The sequence below is a fragment of the Nonomuraea antri genome (genome assembly GCF_013283785.1).
GTDB lineage: Bacteria > Actinomycetota > Actinomycetes > Streptosporangiales > Streptosporangiaceae > Nonomuraea > Nonomuraea antri.
In genome coordinates, this window is sequence record NZ_JABCPZ010000123.1 from 16,285 (window position 1) to 31,379 (window position 15,095).

12 protein-coding genes are annotated in these 15,095 nt (G+C 71.6%); all 12 read right to left on the reverse strand.

All coding sequences use genetic code 11. From position 1 onward, the window contains the following. Positions 1-48: 48 nt before the first annotated feature. Positions 49-549: a cell division protein SepF gene (locus HII36_RS32640; protein ID WP_173527142.1), complete on the reverse strand. Its 501-nt coding sequence runs from the start codon at positions 547-549 to the stop codon at positions 49-51. A 139-nt stretch (positions 550-688) separates the two neighbouring features. After that, entirely contained in the window at positions 689-1,381 is a 693-nt protein-coding gene (locus HII36_RS32645; protein ID WP_173527143.1) for a YggS family pyridoxal phosphate-dependent enzyme, read from the reverse strand. Positions 1,382-1,521: 140 nt separating this feature from the next. Continuing rightward, a complete protein-coding gene (ftsZ, locus tag HII36_RS32650) occupies positions 1,522-3,105 on the reverse strand; it encodes a cell division protein FtsZ (protein WP_173527144.1) in 1,584 nt (527 codons plus the stop codon). Positions 3,106-3,461: 356 nt separating this feature from the next. After that, positions 3,462-4,124, reverse strand: coding sequence for a cell division protein FtsQ/DivIB (locus HII36_RS32655; RefSeq protein ID WP_173527145.1), 663 nt, complete (start codon positions 4,122-4,124; stop codon positions 3,462-3,464). 74 nt (positions 4,125-4,198) lie between these two features. Beyond that, positions 4,199-5,596 (reverse strand): UDP-N-acetylmuramate--L-alanine ligase, encoded by a 1,398-nt coding sequence (murC, locus tag HII36_RS32660; RefSeq protein ID WP_173527146.1) that lies wholly within the window; start codon positions 5,594-5,596, stop codon positions 4,199-4,201. Further along, positions 5,593-6,669 (reverse strand): undecaprenyldiphospho-muramoylpentapeptide beta-N-acetylglucosaminyltransferase, encoded by a 1,077-nt coding sequence (murG, locus tag HII36_RS32665; protein WP_173527147.1) that lies wholly within the window; start codon positions 6,667-6,669, stop codon positions 5,593-5,595. The genes murC and murG overlap by 4 nt, the downstream gene beginning before the upstream one ends. A 12-nt stretch (positions 6,670-6,681) precedes the next feature. Then, positions 6,682-7,965, reverse strand: coding sequence for a putative lipid II flippase FtsW (ftsW, locus tag HII36_RS32670; RefSeq protein ID WP_173527148.1), 1,284 nt, complete (start codon positions 7,963-7,965; stop codon positions 6,682-6,684). After that, positions 7,949-9,331 carry a UDP-N-acetylmuramoyl-L-alanine--D-glutamate ligase gene (murD, locus tag HII36_RS32675; protein WP_173527149.1) on the reverse strand — a complete coding sequence of 461 codons (1,383 nt, stop codon included), beginning with the start codon at positions 9,329-9,331 and terminating at the stop codon, positions 7,949-7,951. Before murD ends, ftsW begins: the two co-directional genes overlap by 17 nt. Beyond that, on the reverse strand, positions 9,331-10,386 hold the full coding sequence (mraY, locus tag HII36_RS32680; protein ID WP_173527150.1) for a phospho-N-acetylmuramoyl-pentapeptide-transferase: 1,056 nt from the start codon (positions 10,384-10,386) through the stop codon (positions 9,331-9,333). Before mraY ends, murD begins: the two co-directional genes overlap by 1 nt. Beyond that, complete coding sequence (locus HII36_RS32685; RefSeq protein ID WP_173527151.1) at positions 10,383-11,768, reverse strand: UDP-N-acetylmuramoyl-tripeptide--D-alanyl-D-alanine ligase; 1,386 nt, start codon at positions 11,766-11,768, stop codon at positions 10,383-10,385. The genes mraY and HII36_RS32685 overlap by 4 nt, the downstream gene beginning before the upstream one ends. Next, on the reverse strand, positions 11,765-13,297 hold the full coding sequence (locus tag HII36_RS32690; RefSeq protein WP_173527152.1) for a UDP-N-acetylmuramoyl-L-alanyl-D-glutamate--2,6-diaminopimelate ligase: 1,533 nt from the start codon (positions 13,295-13,297) through the stop codon (positions 11,765-11,767). The genes HII36_RS32685 and HII36_RS32690 overlap by 4 nt, the downstream gene beginning before the upstream one ends. A 40-nt stretch (positions 13,298-13,337) precedes the next feature. Then, positions 13,338-15,017 carry a peptidoglycan D,D-transpeptidase FtsI family protein gene (locus HII36_RS32695; protein ID WP_173527153.1) on the reverse strand — a complete coding sequence of 560 codons (1,680 nt, stop codon included), beginning with the start codon at positions 15,015-15,017 and terminating at the stop codon, positions 13,338-13,340. Between the last annotated feature and the right edge of the window lie 78 nt (positions 15,018-15,095).

Here is a 15,095-nt window from a genome sequence, read left to right on the forward strand (position 1 = left end):
CGGCAGCCCCGGTGGGGCTTGGGTGGGTCCGGTAGACATACAGAAACTCTAACTCTGGTTGAAGAACCCGCGTTCCGCGATTCGAGCCTTGTCCTCGGCGGTCACCTCGACATTGGCAGGGGACAACAGGAACACCTTGTTGGTAACACGTTCAATGCTGCCATGTAGGCCAAAGACCAGACCTGCCGCGAAATCAACGAGGCGTTTCGCGTCACTGTCGACCATCTCGGTCAGATTCATGATGACCGGGGTGCCGTCACGGAAGTGCTCACCGATCGTACGCGCTTCGTTGTACGTGCGCGGGTGAAGCGTGGTGATGCGGGCCAGATCGGTCGTCCGGCGCTCCAGGATGGTCGTGGCGGGCCTCGGCGCGGGTACCCCGGGCTCGGCGTCGTCGTCGCGGTCCTGGACCGCTACGGGCCGTTCCTCGCTGGTTCGCTGGCCCTCGTCCTCGTAGCCGTACTCGTCCGTGTAGGTCTCGTACCTCTCGTAGCGGTCGTCCTCCACGAGACCGAGGTAGACCGCCATCTTGCGCATCGCGCCGGCCATCGCTACGTCGTCCTCCTGCTCATGGTCGCACTCGCTCGGGCGGCCTTCCGGGGCCCGAGGCGGTAGCCGTACCCCCTTGGAGCTCACCGCTGATCGACCTCTACTGGTACGCGGGCCTGAAGACCCACTTGAGGGGACATTACCTGACGAAGGGCTTGCGACGGCCGAGCAACGCCGTACCGACGCGCACGTGTGTCGCGCCGTGCGCGACGGCCTCGTTGAGGTCCTCGCTCATCCCCGCCGAGATCATCGTGGCACGTGGGTGCCGCTCCTGCAGGGACAGCGCCAGATCGTGGAGCCTGGCGAACGCCTTGGCCGGGTCCTCGCCCAGCGGGGCGACCGCCATGACGCCGCCCAGCCACACGCCGTCGGCCGCGGCCACGTCGTCGGCCAGGCCCAGGACGTCCCCGGGCCGCGCGCCGCCCCTGCCCGGGTCGTCGTCGAGCGCGACCTGCACCAGGCAGCCGACCTTGCGGCCCTGGCGCACGGCCTCCTTGCTGATCGCCTCCACCAGCCTGGGCCGGTCGACGGAGTGGATCACGTCGGCGTACCCGACCACGGACCTGACCTTGTTCGTCTGCAACTGGCCGACGAAGTGCCAGGTCAGCGGCAGCTCATGGAGCTCGTGCGCCTTGGGCGCGGCCTCCTGGTCGCGGTTCTCGCCGACGTCGCGCACCCCGAGCCCGGCCAGGATCCGCGCGTCTTCGGCCGGCCTGGTCTTGGTGACCGCGATCAGCGTGACCTCGCCGCGATCGCGCCCCGCCGCCCGGCACGCCTCGCCGATGCGCGACTCGACCTCGGCGAGCCCGGCCGCGATCTCGTCCCTTCTCACGGGTCTTCCTCTCTGCTGACCATGTGCGTGGACGTCCCCCTTCCCGGGGGACGCCCGGCGTTCCCGCACCTCCACACCCGTCCTCACACGCGACGGCGCCGCTCCCGCACGCCTGCGGGGAGCGGCGGAGGGCGGCGGGGTCACTTGAGGAAGTCGGGGACGTCGAGCTCCTCTTCCGGCTCCTCGAAGATGACCGGACGTTTGGGAGTGACCGGCATGCGGGAGGTGATGGGCGTGGGCGGGTTGGGAGGCTCCGGAGTGGGCCGAGGGATCGAGACGGGGCTCGACGGCTCGTCCCCGGCCGTTTCCGCGGCGTGCGCGGGCTCGGGGGCCGCGGGCACGGGCTCGACCGGCCGCACCGGCTCGGGCCGCGAAGGCTCGGGACGGTGCTCAGGGCGCGGCTCCGGCCGCGGCTCGCTCCTGAACTCGGGGCGGTGCTCGCCGGTGCGGAAGTCGTCGTGCCTGGAGTTGTGCTGCGCACCGTGCTGGGAGCCGTGCTGCGAACCGTGCTGCGAGTCGTGCCGGGAATCGGCGTGGGAGTCCTGGCGGGACTCCTGCCTGGGCTCGGCACGCGCGTCGGAGCGGAAGTCGGAACGCGTGTCCGAGCGGAAGTCCTGGCGCGACTCGGCGCGCTCGGGCCGCAGCTCGGGGCGCGAGACCGGCTCGGGCTTGACGCTCGGCGCCGCGACGCTGGGCCGCACCGGCGAGGAGACCGGCGGCGCCGACGGCGCGGAGGCGGCCGGACGGCTGGCCGGGCGCGGCTTCTCGACCGGCGGCGGCACGTCGTCGAACCCGGCCGCGATCACGGTGACGCGGACCTCGTCGCCGAGCGCGTCGTCGATGACCGTGCCGAAGATGATGTTGGCGTCGGGCGCGGCGGCCATCGACACCAGTTGCGCCGCCTCGTTGATCTCGAACAGGCCGAGGTCGGAGCCGCCCGCGATCGACAGCAGCACGCCGTGCGCGCCGTCGATGCTGGCCTCCAGCAGCGGGCTGGAGACGGCCATCTCGGCGGCGGCGACGGACCTGTCGTCGCCGCGCGCGTGGCCGATGCCCATGAGGGCCGAGCCGGCGCCCGACATGACCGACTTGACGTCGGCGAAGTCGAGGTTGATCAGACCGGGGGTGGTGATCAGGTCGGTGATGCCCTGGACACCCGACAGCAGCACCTGGTCGGCCGCCTTGAACGCGTCGAGCACGCTCACCTGGCGGTCGGAGATCGACAGCAGCCGGTCGTTGGGGATCACGATCAGGGTGTCGACCTCGTCGCGCAGCGTCTCGATGCCCGCCTCGGCCTGGGAGGCGCGACGGCGGCCCTCGAAGCTGAACGGCCGGGTGACCACGCCGATCGTCAGCGCGCCGAGCGAACGCGCGATGTTGGCCACGACCGGCGCGCCGCCCGTGCCCGTGCCACCGCCCTCACCGGCGGTGACGAAGACCATGTCGGCGCCCTTGAGCACCTCCTCGATCTCCTCGCGGTGGTCTTCGGCCGCCTTGCGCCCCACGTCGGGGTTGGCGCCCGCGCCCAGTCCGCGCGTGAGCTCACGGCCCACGTCGAGTTTCACATCGGCGTCACTCATCAGCAGCGCCTGGGCGTCGGTGTTTATCGCGATGAACTCAACGCCCTTGAGTCCCTCTTCGATCATCCGGTTGACGGCGTTCACTCCGCCGCCGCCGATGCCGACGACCTTGATGACCGCGAGGTAGTTCTGCGGTGCTGCCACGACGAGGGGCCTTTCCGCTCGTTGACTTGCCATTTCGGTGCGGATCGTCTCCGCGTTCTCTTTACTTCGGTTAACTCTCAACCTCAAGTTGAGATTTAGATTTATGTCAACCTGAGGATTGATACGGACAGTAGGAGTCCCCCACCAGGCGGGTCAACTAACCGCGCCGCAAGCACGTCCGGCGTGTCGCGGGCTGTCCGTTTCGCTCCGAAGTCACGCCTGGTCGAGGCCGTCCTCCGCCACACACCCGGGTTACAGGCTCTCACGGCCCGGCCCCCGCCTCGCACAGGCTGAGCCATGGAGTTGCCCATGACTTGCCCGCCGAACGATCTTCGGTGGCCCGCCGCCGAGCGACCTCACCTGAGCGTCACCACGTCCGGTGAGCTGACGTCGTAGACGGCCGCCTTGCGGCGCAGCAGCTCGGTGAGGATGCGCGCCTTCTCCTGCGGCCGGTCGGGGCCGCCCCAGACGATCGTGCGCCCGTCGGACAGTTCGAGCGACACCGCCTCGGCCGACGTGGCACGCACCTCGCGCACCTTCGCCGACACCGTGCCCGGCACCGCCTGGATGACCTGGAGCGCGGCCATGGTGACCGGATCGTTCGCGGCCGGCCTGTCGACCTTCAGCACCGGCAGCAGCGGCGGCAGGGTGTCCTTGAGCTCGATCACCACGGCCTGCTTGTCGATGATCGCCACCTTGCCGCCGACCTGGAGCGCGGCGATCGGCTCCCGTTCGACGACCTGGATCTTGAGCGTGCCCGGCCAGACCCGGTCGACCTTGGCGTCGGCGAGCTGCCTGATGCCCAGGACGCGGTTCTGCACGCCGGCGAGGTCGACGGTGGCCAGCGGATGCAGGTCGGCCACCGCCGCCTGCTGCTTGATGCGCTCGCTGGGAACTGTGAGATTTCCCACGATCTCGATCGACCGGACGCCGAGCACCGGCGAGAAGAACACCAGCCAGGCCGCCGTGCCCACCACTCCCGCGGTGAGCAGCACCAGGAACGCCGTACGCGCCTTCATCGCCCTCCCTGCACTTGTCCGGCACCGAACCTACGCCGCGCGGACCCGCGACACCCGGCGACGCGCCAGGGAGGCTATCCGAGTCGGGCGACGATCTGCGGACCCAGCTCGGTGACGTCTCCCGCGCCCATCGTCAGCACGATGTCGCCGGGCCGCGCCCGCTCGGCCACCAGGCCGGGCACCGCCGCCCGGTCGGGCGCGTAGACCACCCGCTCGGCGGGCAGCTTCACCCGGCCGGCCACCATGGCCCCGGACACCCCGGGCTCGGGGTCTTCGCGCGCGCCGTAGACGTCGAGCACGATCGCCTCGTCGGCCAGCCCCAGCGCTTCGCCGAACTCGTCGGCGAAGAACCTGGTGCGCGAGTACAGGTGCGGCTGGAAGATCGCGATGACCCGCCCGGTGCCCGAGTAGGAGGCCACCACGTCGCGCGCGGCACGCAGGTCGGCGGCCAGCTCGGTCGGGTGGTGCGCGTAGCTGTCGAACACGGCCACCCCGCCGGCCTCGCCCTTGGCCTCGAAGCGCCGCTTGGCCCCGGTGAAGGCCCCCAGGCCCGCTCTGATCTCCTCGAACGGCAGGCCCAGCGCGTCGGCCACGGCGATCACCGCGGTGGCGTTGAGCGCGTTGTGCGCCCCGGGGACGGCCAGCCGCACCTCGCCCATGCCCTCGATGGCGAACACGGTGCCGAAACCGTCGGGACGCACGCCGGTGACCCGGTAGTCGTCGCCGGCCAGGCCGTAGGTCTTGACCGCCAGCCCGCGCGAGCGCGCCAGCCTGGCCACCTCGGCCGCGCCCGGGTCGTCGGCGCACGCGATGAGCAGCGAGCCGATCCTGTCGGCGAAGCGGGCGAAGCTGTCGTGCACGGCGCGCGGGTCGCCGTAGTTGTCGAGGTGGTCGGCCTCGACGTTGGTCACCACCGCGATGTCGGGGGCGAGCATGAGGAAGGAGCCGTCGCTCTCGTCGGCCTCGGCCACGAACACGGTGCCCGAGCCCTCGTCGGCGCCCAGGCCGGTGGTGACGAGCTGGCCGCCCACGCAGTAGGACGGGTCGGCGCCGCACTTCTGCAGCGCCACGGTGAGCATCGAGGTGGTGGTGGTCTTGCCGTGGGTGCCGGCGATGGCCACGCCGGTGCGCCCGGCCATGACCGAGGCCAGCGCCGCGGCCCGCGGGATGACCCGCAGCCCCTGCTTGAGCGCCTCGCCCAGCTCGGGGTTGGAGTCGCGGATGGCGGTGGAGACGACCACGGTGTCGACGTCTCTGATGTGGGAGGCGGCGTGCCCGATGTGCACGGTGGCGCCCAGCTCGCGCAGCTCGGTGACGAGGTCGGAGCTGCGCGCGTCGCTCCCGGACACCCGCACGCCCCGCTTGAGCAGGACGCGCGCGATGCCCGACATGCCGGCGCCGCCGATGCCGATGAAGTGCACGCGGCCCAGTTCTTCCGCGGCGACGGGATCGACCAGCTTGACGAGACTCATCGGGCTATCTCCAACACTTTCCTGGCGAGCATGATATCGGCGTCCTTACGCCCCAGCCTGGACGCGGCCTCCGACATGACGGCGACGCGCTCGGGGTCGCGGAGGATGGGCAGCACGTTGCGAATGATCCAATCGGGTGACAGTTCGGAGTCGTCGACCAGCAGGCCGCCGCCGCCGCGGGCGATGCGCTCGGCGTTGATGCGCTGCTCGCCGTTGCCGTGCGGCAGCGGCGCGTACGCGGCGGGCAGCCCGACCGCGGTCAGCTCGGCGCAGGTCAGCGCGCCGCTGCGGCACAGGGCCAGGTCGGCGGCGGCGTAGGCGAGGTCCATCCGGTCGACGTACGGCAGCAGCACGTACTGCGGGTCGCCGGGCGGCGGCTCGACCTCGACGGTGTTCTTGGGCCCGAGCACGTGCAGCACCTGCACGCCCGCGGCCCGCAGCGCCGGGGCGGCGGCAAGCGCGGCCTGGTTGATCGACCTGGCGCCCTGCGAGCCGCCGAACACCAGCAGGGTGGGCCGGTCGTTCTCCAGCCCGAACCAGGAGCGGGCCTTGTCGCCCATGGACAGCCGGTCGAGCGTGACGATCTCGCGGCGCAGCGGCGTGCCGATGAACTCGGCCTTGGGCAGCGCGGCGTCGGGATAGCCGCTGTAGACGTGGTCGGTGAGCCTGGCGCCCAGCCGGTTGGCCAGGCCGGGACGCGGGTTGGCCTCGTGCACCACGATCGGCAGGCCGCGCCGCTTGGCCGCCAGGTAGGCGGGCGTGGCGACGTAGCCGCCGAAGCCCACCAGGACGTCGGCCCTGACCCGGTCGAGTATCGCGACGACCGCGTTGATCGCGCCGGCCAGCCGGCCGGGCACGGTCAGCAGGCTCGGAGTGATCGACCTGGGCAACGGCACGGCGGGCACCAGCTCCAGCTCGTAGCCCCTGGCGGGCACGAGCCGCGTCTCCAGCCCGCGTTCCGTGCCCACGCAGGTGATGCCGACGCCGCCGTCAAGATGGCGCAGCGCGTCCGCCAGGGCCAGCGCGGGCTCGATGTGCCCGGCCGTCCCGCCACCGGCGAGGACCACCCTCATCTCGGTCACTCCCTAACGTCTAACTCGGCCTCTGTTGGTACCCCCCAGGCCAAGCCAGCTTAGAGCCCGGGCCGCCGGTCCGGGGCCACGAGCCGCCAGAGCTTCGCGGGCTCCAGGCTCGCGCTTGGCGAACGACAGCAGCATGCCCAGCGCCGCGAGCGTGGGCAACAGCGACGATCCCCCGTAGGAGACCAGGGGCAGCGGGATGCCGGTGATGGGCAGGACGCCCAGGACGGCCCCCATGTTCACGATCGCCTGGCCGACGATCCAGGCCACGATGGCGGCCGCGGCGAGCCTGATGAAGGCGTCGTTGACGCGCGCGGCCACCCGCAGCCCGGCGTAGCCGAGCAACCCGAACAGCGCCACCACCAGCAACGTGCCCATGAGACCGAGCTCCTCACCGAGGATGGCGAAGATGAAGTCGCTCTCGCCGTGCGGCAGCCAGCTCCACTTGGCCCTGCTGCTGCCCAGCCCGAGCCCGAACCAGCCGCCTGAGCCCATCGCGATCTGCCCCTGCACCGCCTGGTAGCCGCAGTTCTGCGGATCGGACCAGGGGTCGAGGAAGCACTCGACGCGGGCCATCCGGTACGGCTCCACAATGATCATGATGACCGCGGCCAGCACGGCCAGCGACAGGATGCCGCCGAACATCTTGATCGGCGCCCCCACCACCCACAGCAGCGACAGGAAGATCATCAGCAGCACGAGCGTGGTGCCCAGGTCGCGGCCGAGCATGACCATGACGGCCAGGACCGCCACGCCGGGCATGAGCGGGATCAGCAGTTGCCGCCACTCGATGCGGCCCTGCCTGGCCCGCCGGCCGAGCAGGTCGGCGCCCCACAGCGCGAGCGCCAGCTTGGCCGGCTCCGACGGCTGCAGCGTGAACGGCCCGACGTAGATCCACCGCTGCGCGCCCAGTTCCTCGGCGCCGATGAACAGCACCATGACCAGCGCCAGGATCGACAGCGCCATCAGCGGGTAGCCGGCCCAGCGGAAGAACTTGCGCGGCAGCCGGGCGCACACGTACATGACGAGCAGGCCCAGCGCGGCCGACAGCGACTGCTTGATGAACCACGAGAACGGGCTGCCGGTCTTGTGCAGCGCCTCGATGCTGGAGGCCGAGAGCACCATCATGAGCCCGAGCGCGAGCAGCAGCGAGCTGCACCCGATGATCAGGTAGTAGGTGGTGAGCGGCTTGCCGAGCAGGTCCTTGAGCGCGGCCAGCTGCTCGCGGAAGAAGCCGGCCGGCCGGACGGTGACGCTCGGCCGCGCCTGCTCCTCAGTGCTCGCGCTCACGTCGCCTCAGCTCGTGTACGGCACGCGCGAAGGCCTCCCCTCGTGCCGGGTAGCCGGGGAACATGTCGAGCGAGGCCCCGGCCGGGGAGAGCAACACGGTGTCCCCAGGGGAGGCCAGCCTCGCGGCTTCGGTGACGACGCGGTCCATCACACCAGTGTCTTGGTCCGGGATGTCCACGACGGGGACATTCGGCGCGTGTCGCGCGAGAGCTTCGGCGATCCTGGCCCGGTCGGCGCCGAGCAGCACGCATCCGCGCAGCCGCCGGGCCGAGCGCCGCACCAGCTCGCCGACGTCGGCGCCCTTGAGCTGACCCCCGGCCACCCACACGATGGACGGGTAGGAGGCCAGGGCGGCTTCCGCGGCGTGCGGGTTGGTGGCCTTGGAGTCGTCGACGTAGTCGACCTCGCCGACCCGGTCGACGTGGGACATGCGGTGCGGGTCGGGCACGAAGTCGCGCAGCCCCTGGCGTACCGACTCGGCCGGCACGCCGAACGAGCGGGCCAGCGCGGCGGCGGCCAGCGCGTTGGCCACGTTGTGCGGCGCGAGCGGCCTGATGTCGGCCAGCGTGGCCAGCTCCTCGGCCGCCTCGACCGGGTCGGCCACGAACGCGCGGTCCACCAGCAGGTCCTCGACCACGCCGAGCTGGCCGCTCCTGGGCACGCGCAGGGTGAACCCGACGGCGCCCGGGTGGCCCTCGGCCAGCCTGGCCGACTCGGGGTCGTCGGCGTTGAAGATCACCGTGCCGGCGCGTTCGTAGATACGGCCCTTGGCGGCGGCGTACTCGGCCATCGAGCCGTGCCAGTCGAGGTGGTCGGGCGCCACGTTGAGCACCGCCGCGGCGTGCGGGGCCAGCGTGCTCGACCAGTGCAGCTGGAAGCTCGACAGCTCGACCGCCAGCACGTCGTACGGCTCGCCGACGGCCCGCACCACCGGCACGCCGACGTTGCCGACGGCCAGCGCCTTGCGCCCGGCGGCCAGCAGGATCGAGGTGAGCATGCGTACCGCGGTGGTCTTGCCGTTGGTGCCGGTCAGCGCCAGCCAGGGGGCGGCCTGCGGCGGACGCAGCCGCCAGGCCAGCTCCACCTCGCCCACGACCTCGACGCCCCGGGCGAGCGCGGCGGCGATCAGCGGGTGGTGCGGCGCCCAGCCGGTGGTGACCAGCCGGGTGACGCCTTCGGGCAGCTCCATCGCGCCGAACCTGGTCTCGACGCCGACGCGGGCCAGCTCGGCCGCGGCGGCCAGCTGCCGCTCGCCCGCCACGGCCTCGACGACGACCACGCGTTCGCCGCGCCCGGCCAGCACCTTCGCCACCGCGGTGCCGGACACGCCGAGCCCGGCCACGCACGTCACGCTCACCTGAGGCATCAAGGCATCCACTCGACGTAGAACAGGCCGAGCCCGACCGCCGCGCACAGGCCGGCGATCAGCCAGAAGCGGACCACGATCGTGGTCTCCGCCCAGCCCTTCAGCTCGAAGTGGTGCTGCAGCGGCGCCATTCTGAACACCCGTTTACGCGTCATCTTGAAGAACCCGACCTGGATGATCACCGACAGCGTGATCATGACGCACAGGCCGGCCAGGATGATCAGCAGCAGCTGGGTGCGGGTGGCGATGGCCAGGCCGGCCAGCACGCCGCCCAGGGCCAGCGACCCGGTGTCGCCCATGAAGATCTTGGCGGGCGGGGCGTTCCACCACAGGAAGCCGACCAGCGCGCCCAGCACGGCCGCGGCGACCACGGCCAGGTCGAGCGGGTCGCGCACCCAGTAGCAGTTGGGGCCGAGCTGGTCGATGCAGTTGTTGCGCAGCTGCCAGTTGCCGATCAGCACGTACGCGCCGAGCACCACGCCGGTGGCGCCGCTGGCCAGGCCGTCGAGACCGTCGGTCAGGTTCACCGCGTTGGAGAACCCGACGATCATGATGAGCACCCAGATGGTGAAGCCCAGCAGGCCGATCGACGGCGGGCCGAAGTCGCGCAGGAACGACAGCCGGGGCTCGGCCGGGGTGATGCCGTAGATGTTCGGCTCGCGCACCACCAGCACCGCGAAGATCGCGCCGATGACGAGCTGGCCCAGCGCCTTGGCGCCGGACCGCAGGCCCAGGCTGCGCTGCTTGTAGATCTTGATGAAGTCGTCCAGGAAGCCGACCGCGCCCAGGCCCGTCATGAGGAACAGCACGAGCGCGCCCGACACCGTGGGCTGCTCGAACGTGGCCAGGTGTGAGGCGCCGTAGGCGAACAGCGAGGCCAGCACGATCACGGTGCCGCCCATGGTGGGGGTGCCGCGCTTGCCGTGGTGGCCGGACGGGCCTTCCTCGCGGATCTCCTGGCCGTAGCCGCGCCGCGAGAACAGCCGGATCGCCAGCGGGGTGCCCAGCATCGAGAGGATCAGGCCCACCGCACCGGCGATGATGATGTTGGTCACTGGGCGGCACCCCCGAGCAGCAGCTCGGCGGTCCGTTCGAGCCCCATGGCGCGGGGGCCCTTGATCAGCACGACGTCGCCGGAGCGCAGGTGGGGCGCCAGCTCGGCGGCGGCCGCTGCGGCGTCGGGGACGTGCACGATCCTGGTGCTCTGGCCGGTCTGGCGGGCGCCGTCGAGCATGTGCCCGGCGTCGGGACCGGCCACCACGAGCCCGGCCAGCCCCGCGGCGCCGGCCATGCGGCCCACCTCGGCGTTGAGCGCGGGCCCGTCGTCGCCCAGCTCCAGCAGCGAGGCGATGACCGCGAACCGGCGCCGGCCCTGGCCGAGCACGGCGAGGGAGTCGAAGGCGGCGCGCATCGAGTCGGGGTTGGCGTTGTAGGCGTCGTTGATGACCGTGACGCCGTCGGGCCGGTCGGTGACCTCCATGCGCCAGCGGCTGCGCGGCGCGGCCTCGGACAGCTCCTCGGCGATCGTGGCGACCGGCAGGCCGAGCTCGTAGGCGGCCGCGGCGGCGGCCAGCGCGTTGTCGACGGCGTGCGCGCCGTACAGCTTGAGCGAGACCGGCGCGGCGCCCGAGGGCGTGCGCAGCGTGAACGAGGCGCGCCCGCGCGGGTCGACGGTGACGCCCTCGGCGCGGATGGCGGACTCCTCGCCGCGGCCGAAGAACGTGACGCGGGCCTCGGTGCGCTCGGCCATGTCGCGCACCAGCGGGTCGTCGGCGTTGAGCACCGCCACGCCGGTGCGCGGCAGCGCCTCGACCAGCTCGCCCTTGGCCTTGGCGATGGCCTCCTTGCCGCCGAACACGCCCAGGTGCGCGGTGCCGACGTTGAGCACCACGCCGATCTGCGGCGGCGCGATGCGCGTGAGGTAGTGGATGTGGCCGATGTTGCGCGCGCTCAGCTCCAGCACCATGAAGCGGGTGTCGACGTCGGCCTTCAGCACGGTCAGCGGGTGGCCGATCTCGTTGTTGAAGCTGCCGGCCGGCGCGACCGTGGGGCCGACCCTGGCGGTGAGCCTGGCCAGCAGGTCTTTCGTGCTGGTCTTGCCGGCCGAGCCGGTGACGCCGATCGTGGTCACCCTGGGCAGCGCGGCGGCCTGCGCGGTGGCCAGCTCGGCCAGCGCGGCGGTGACGTCCGGCACGATCACCGCGGGCGCCTCGACCGGGCGGGTGGCCAGCACGGCGACCGCGCCGGCCCGCATCGCCTGGGCGGCGAAGTCGTGGCCGTCGGCCCGCGCGCCCTTGAAGGCGACGAACAGGGATCCCGGTTCGACGGCCCGCGAGTCGATCACGACGGGCCCGCGCACCACCGCGCGGGGGTCGGCCATGCCCGACAGGGCGCCCGAGGTGATCTCGGCGATCCTGGCCAGAGGCAACGGGATCATGCGTGCTTCCTGCTTTCCTTGCGTGCGTGGATCGCTTCGGCGACCACCTCGCGGTCGTCGAACGGGATCACTTCGCCTGAGACGTACTGGCCCTGCTCGTGGCCCTTGCCCGCCACGACGATCACGTCGCCGGGGCCGGCCCGCCGCACGGCCAGGTCGATCGCGGCCGCGCGGTCGGGCTCAATGATCACATGAGCACGGTCGTGCTGGGGAACGCGGAGCGCTCCTTCCATCATCGCGGCCAGGATGGCGAGCGGATCCTCGGAACGGGGATTGTCACTGGTGAAAATCGCCACATCGGCCAGCTCGGCTGAGATCTCGCCCATGATGGGGCGTTTGCCGGTGTCGCGGTCGCCGCCGCAGCCGAGCACGATCGTCAGCGTGCCCTCGGTGACGGCGCGCAGCGAACGCAGCACCGACTCCACCGCGCCCGGTTTGTGCGAGTAGTCGACGACGGCCTGGAACTCGTCGCCCGCGGCCGTGATGCGCTGCATCCGGCCGGGCACCCCGGCGAGCGTGCCGACGCCACGCACCGCGGTCTGCAGCGGCACGCCGGCCTCGACCAGGCAGACGATCGCGCCCAGCGCGTTGGCGACGTTGAACGGGCCGGGCAGCGAGATGCGCGCCTCGGCCTCGACCCCGCCCGGGCCGGCCACCAGGAAGGCGCTGCCGTCGGCGCCGAGCCGCGTGTCGAGCGCGCGCCACTCCGCCTCGGGGTCGCCCAGCGCCGAGAACGTGGTCATCGGCACCTTGGCCAGGTCGAGCAGCTCGCGGCCGTAACGATCGTCGATGTTCGTCACACCGGTACGACTCAGCTCCGGCTGGAAAAGTTTGACCTTCGTGTGGAAGTAGTCGTCGAGATCCTTGTGGAAGTCGAGGTGGTCCTGCGACAGGTTGGTGAACAGGGCCACGTCGTAGAACAGGCCGTCGACCCGGCCGAGCGCCAGCGCGTGGCTGGAGACCTCCATGACGGCCGCGCTGACGCCCTCCTCGCGCATGAGCGCGAACAGGCCGTGCAGCTCCGAGGCCTCCGGGGTGGTCAGCGTGGACTCGTAGCGCAGGTCGCCGACGTGGATCTCGACCCCGCCGACCAGCCCGGCCCGGTGCCCGGCCGCGCGCAGCCCGGCCTCCAGCATGAACGTGGTGGTCGACTTGCCGCTGGTGCCGGTGACGCCGAGCAACTGCACGTCGTGGGCCGGCTGGCCGTAGACCCAGGAGGAGATCTGGCCGAGCAGGCCGCGCGGATCGGGCACGATCAGCACCGGCAGACCCGTGGCCACGGCCGCGTCGCGGCCGGCCGGGTCGGTGAGTATCGCGACGGCGCCCTGGGCCATCGCGTCCGCGGCGAACGTGGCGCCGTGGACGCGGCTGCCGGGCAGCGCCACGTAGAGATCTCCGCGCCTGACGTGGCGCGAGTTGATGGTGACGCCGGTCAAGGCGGCATGAGGCGACCGCGACGTGCCGGAATCGGCGTCGAGCATGGTCGCCAGCCCGGTCAGCGGACGGGGCGGACTGTTCGTTGGACGCATAGACGACGGGGGACGCACGGCGAGAGCGTACCTTCCCTGGTCACTCTCCGGCGCGCGTACGCACCGGAGCGGCGGCGGAGCCTGTGGGCGGAATCTTCTTGCTCTTGATGGCGAACGTCATCACATCCTTGAACACGGGGGCCGCCAACTGCCCGCCGAAATGGCCGTTCTTGGGGTTCTGCAGCACCGACAGCACCACCAGCCGGGGCGCGTCGGCCGGCGTGAAGCCGACGAACGAGGCCGTGTAGCCGTCGTAGCGGCCCAGCTCGGCGTCGTACCTGTCGGCCGTGCCCGTCTTGCCCGCCACCCGGTAACCGGGGATGGCCGCCAGCAACCCGGTGCCCTCGGCGCTCACCGCGCTCTCCAGCATGGTCGTGATCTCCTTGGCAGTCGTCTCGCTCACCACCTTGGTCTGCTTACCGGGGGGAGCCGGGACGAACCTGCCGGTCTGGTCGGTCGTGCCCGCGACGATCTGCGGCTCGACCTTGACGCCGCCGTTGGCGATCGTCTGGTAGACGCTGGCCATCTGCAGCGCGGTGACGGAAACGCCCTGCCCGTAGGCGACCGTGCAGCTCTGGCTGCCCGACCACTTGCGGTAGTCGGGCAGCAGCCCGGCCTCGGCGCTCGGCACGCCGCCGCCGGGCACGCTGCCGAAACCGAAGCCCTTGAGCGTCTGGTAGAGGCGCTCGCTGCCCACCTTGCGCGCGGCCATGACCGTGGCCACGTTGCTCGACTTGGCCATCGCCTGGCGGAACGTCATCGTCTCGACCTTGTGCGGATGCGCGTCGCGCAGCACCCGGTCGGCGCACTTGATGTTGTCGGGCACCTTGAACACCGTATCGGCGTTCACCAGCCCGGCCTCCAGCGCGGCGGCCGCGGTGATCACCTTGTTGGTGCTGCCCGGCTCGAACACGTCGGCCGCGGCCTTGTTCACGTAGGCGTTCTCCGGGGCCTTGCGCCAGTTGTTCAGGTCGAGCTCGGGGGCGTTGGCCATGGCGATGATCTGGGCGGTCTTGACGTCCATGACGATGACCGTGCCGCTGCTCGCGCCGGAGGCGGCCACCTGGTCGGCGATGGACCTCTGGGCCGCCCACTGGATGTCGCGGTCGATGGTGAGCCGCACGTCCTGGCCGTTCATCGGCTCGGTGCGCTGGCTGCTGGTCATCGGGATGCGCTGGCCGTCGCGGCCGGTCTCGACGCGCTGCTCGCCGTCGCGGCCGGCCAGCAGCGTGTTCCTGGCCTGCTCCATGCCGCCCAGGCCGTCGCCGTCGTCGCCGACGAACCCGATCAGGCTGCCGGCCAGGTCTCCGGCCGGGTAGAGCCTGCGGTAGGTCTTCTTGGCGCTCAGCGCGGGCACGCGGGCCTTGAGCAGGCGGCCGGCCACGACCGGGTCGACGTCTCTGGCCAGCAGCTGGTAGCGGGTGTCGACCCTGGCCAGCTTGGCGGCGATCTCCTGCTCGGGCTTGCCGAGCTCGCCGGCCAGCGTCGCGGCCACCTTGGCGCGGGTCTCTGGGGTGATCTTGCTGGGGTCGACGGAGATCTCTCTGGCCTCGATCGTGACGGCCAGGTTGTGGCCGTTGACGTCGGTGATGGCGCCGCGCTTGGCCGGGATCTCCACCTTGTGCAGGCGCTGGCCGACGGCGGCGGCCTCGTACACCTTGGAGTCGAGGCCCTGCATCTGGATCAGCCGTCCCGCGAAGATCGACAGGATGAACGTCATGCCGATGAGGCCGATGTTGATGCGCCGGCGATCGCGACGACGCCGGGCGTGGGCGCGATCGCCGGCGCGGCCACGCCC

What these genes read in the sequence shown, in the direction of transcription:
- HII36_RS32640 (WP_173527142.1), bottom strand. Translation starts at nt 549, where the DNA reads ATGGCCGGCGCGATGCGCAAGATGGCGGTCTACCTCGGTCTCGTGGAG.
- HII36_RS32690 (WP_173527152.1), bottom strand. Translation starts at nt 13,297, where the DNA reads ATGCGTCCAACGAACAGTCCGCCCCGTCCGCTGACCGGGCTGGCGACC.
- HII36_RS32655 (WP_173527145.1), bottom strand. Translation starts at nt 4,124, where the DNA reads ATGAAGGCGCGTACGGCGTTCCTGGTGCTGCTCACCGCGGGAGTGGTG.
- murC (WP_173527146.1), bottom strand. Translation starts at nt 5,596, where the DNA reads ATGAGTCTCGTCAAGCTGGTCGATCCCGTCGCCGCGGAAGAACTGGGC.
- HII36_RS32685 (WP_173527151.1), bottom strand. Translation starts at nt 11,768, where the DNA reads ATGATCCCGTTGCCTCTGGCCAGGATCGCCGAGATCACCTCGGGCGCC.
- murG (WP_173527147.1), bottom strand. Translation starts at nt 6,669, where the DNA reads ATGAGGGTGGTCCTCGCCGGTGGCGGGACGGCCGGGCACATCGAGCCC.
- murD (WP_173527149.1), bottom strand. Translation starts at nt 9,331, where the DNA reads ATGCCTCAGGTGAGCGTGACGTGCGTGGCCGGGCTCGGCGTGTCCGGC.
- HII36_RS32695 (WP_173527153.1), bottom strand. Translation starts at nt 15,017, where the DNA reads ATGACGTTCATCCTGTCGATCTTCGCGGGACGGCTGATCCAGATGCAG.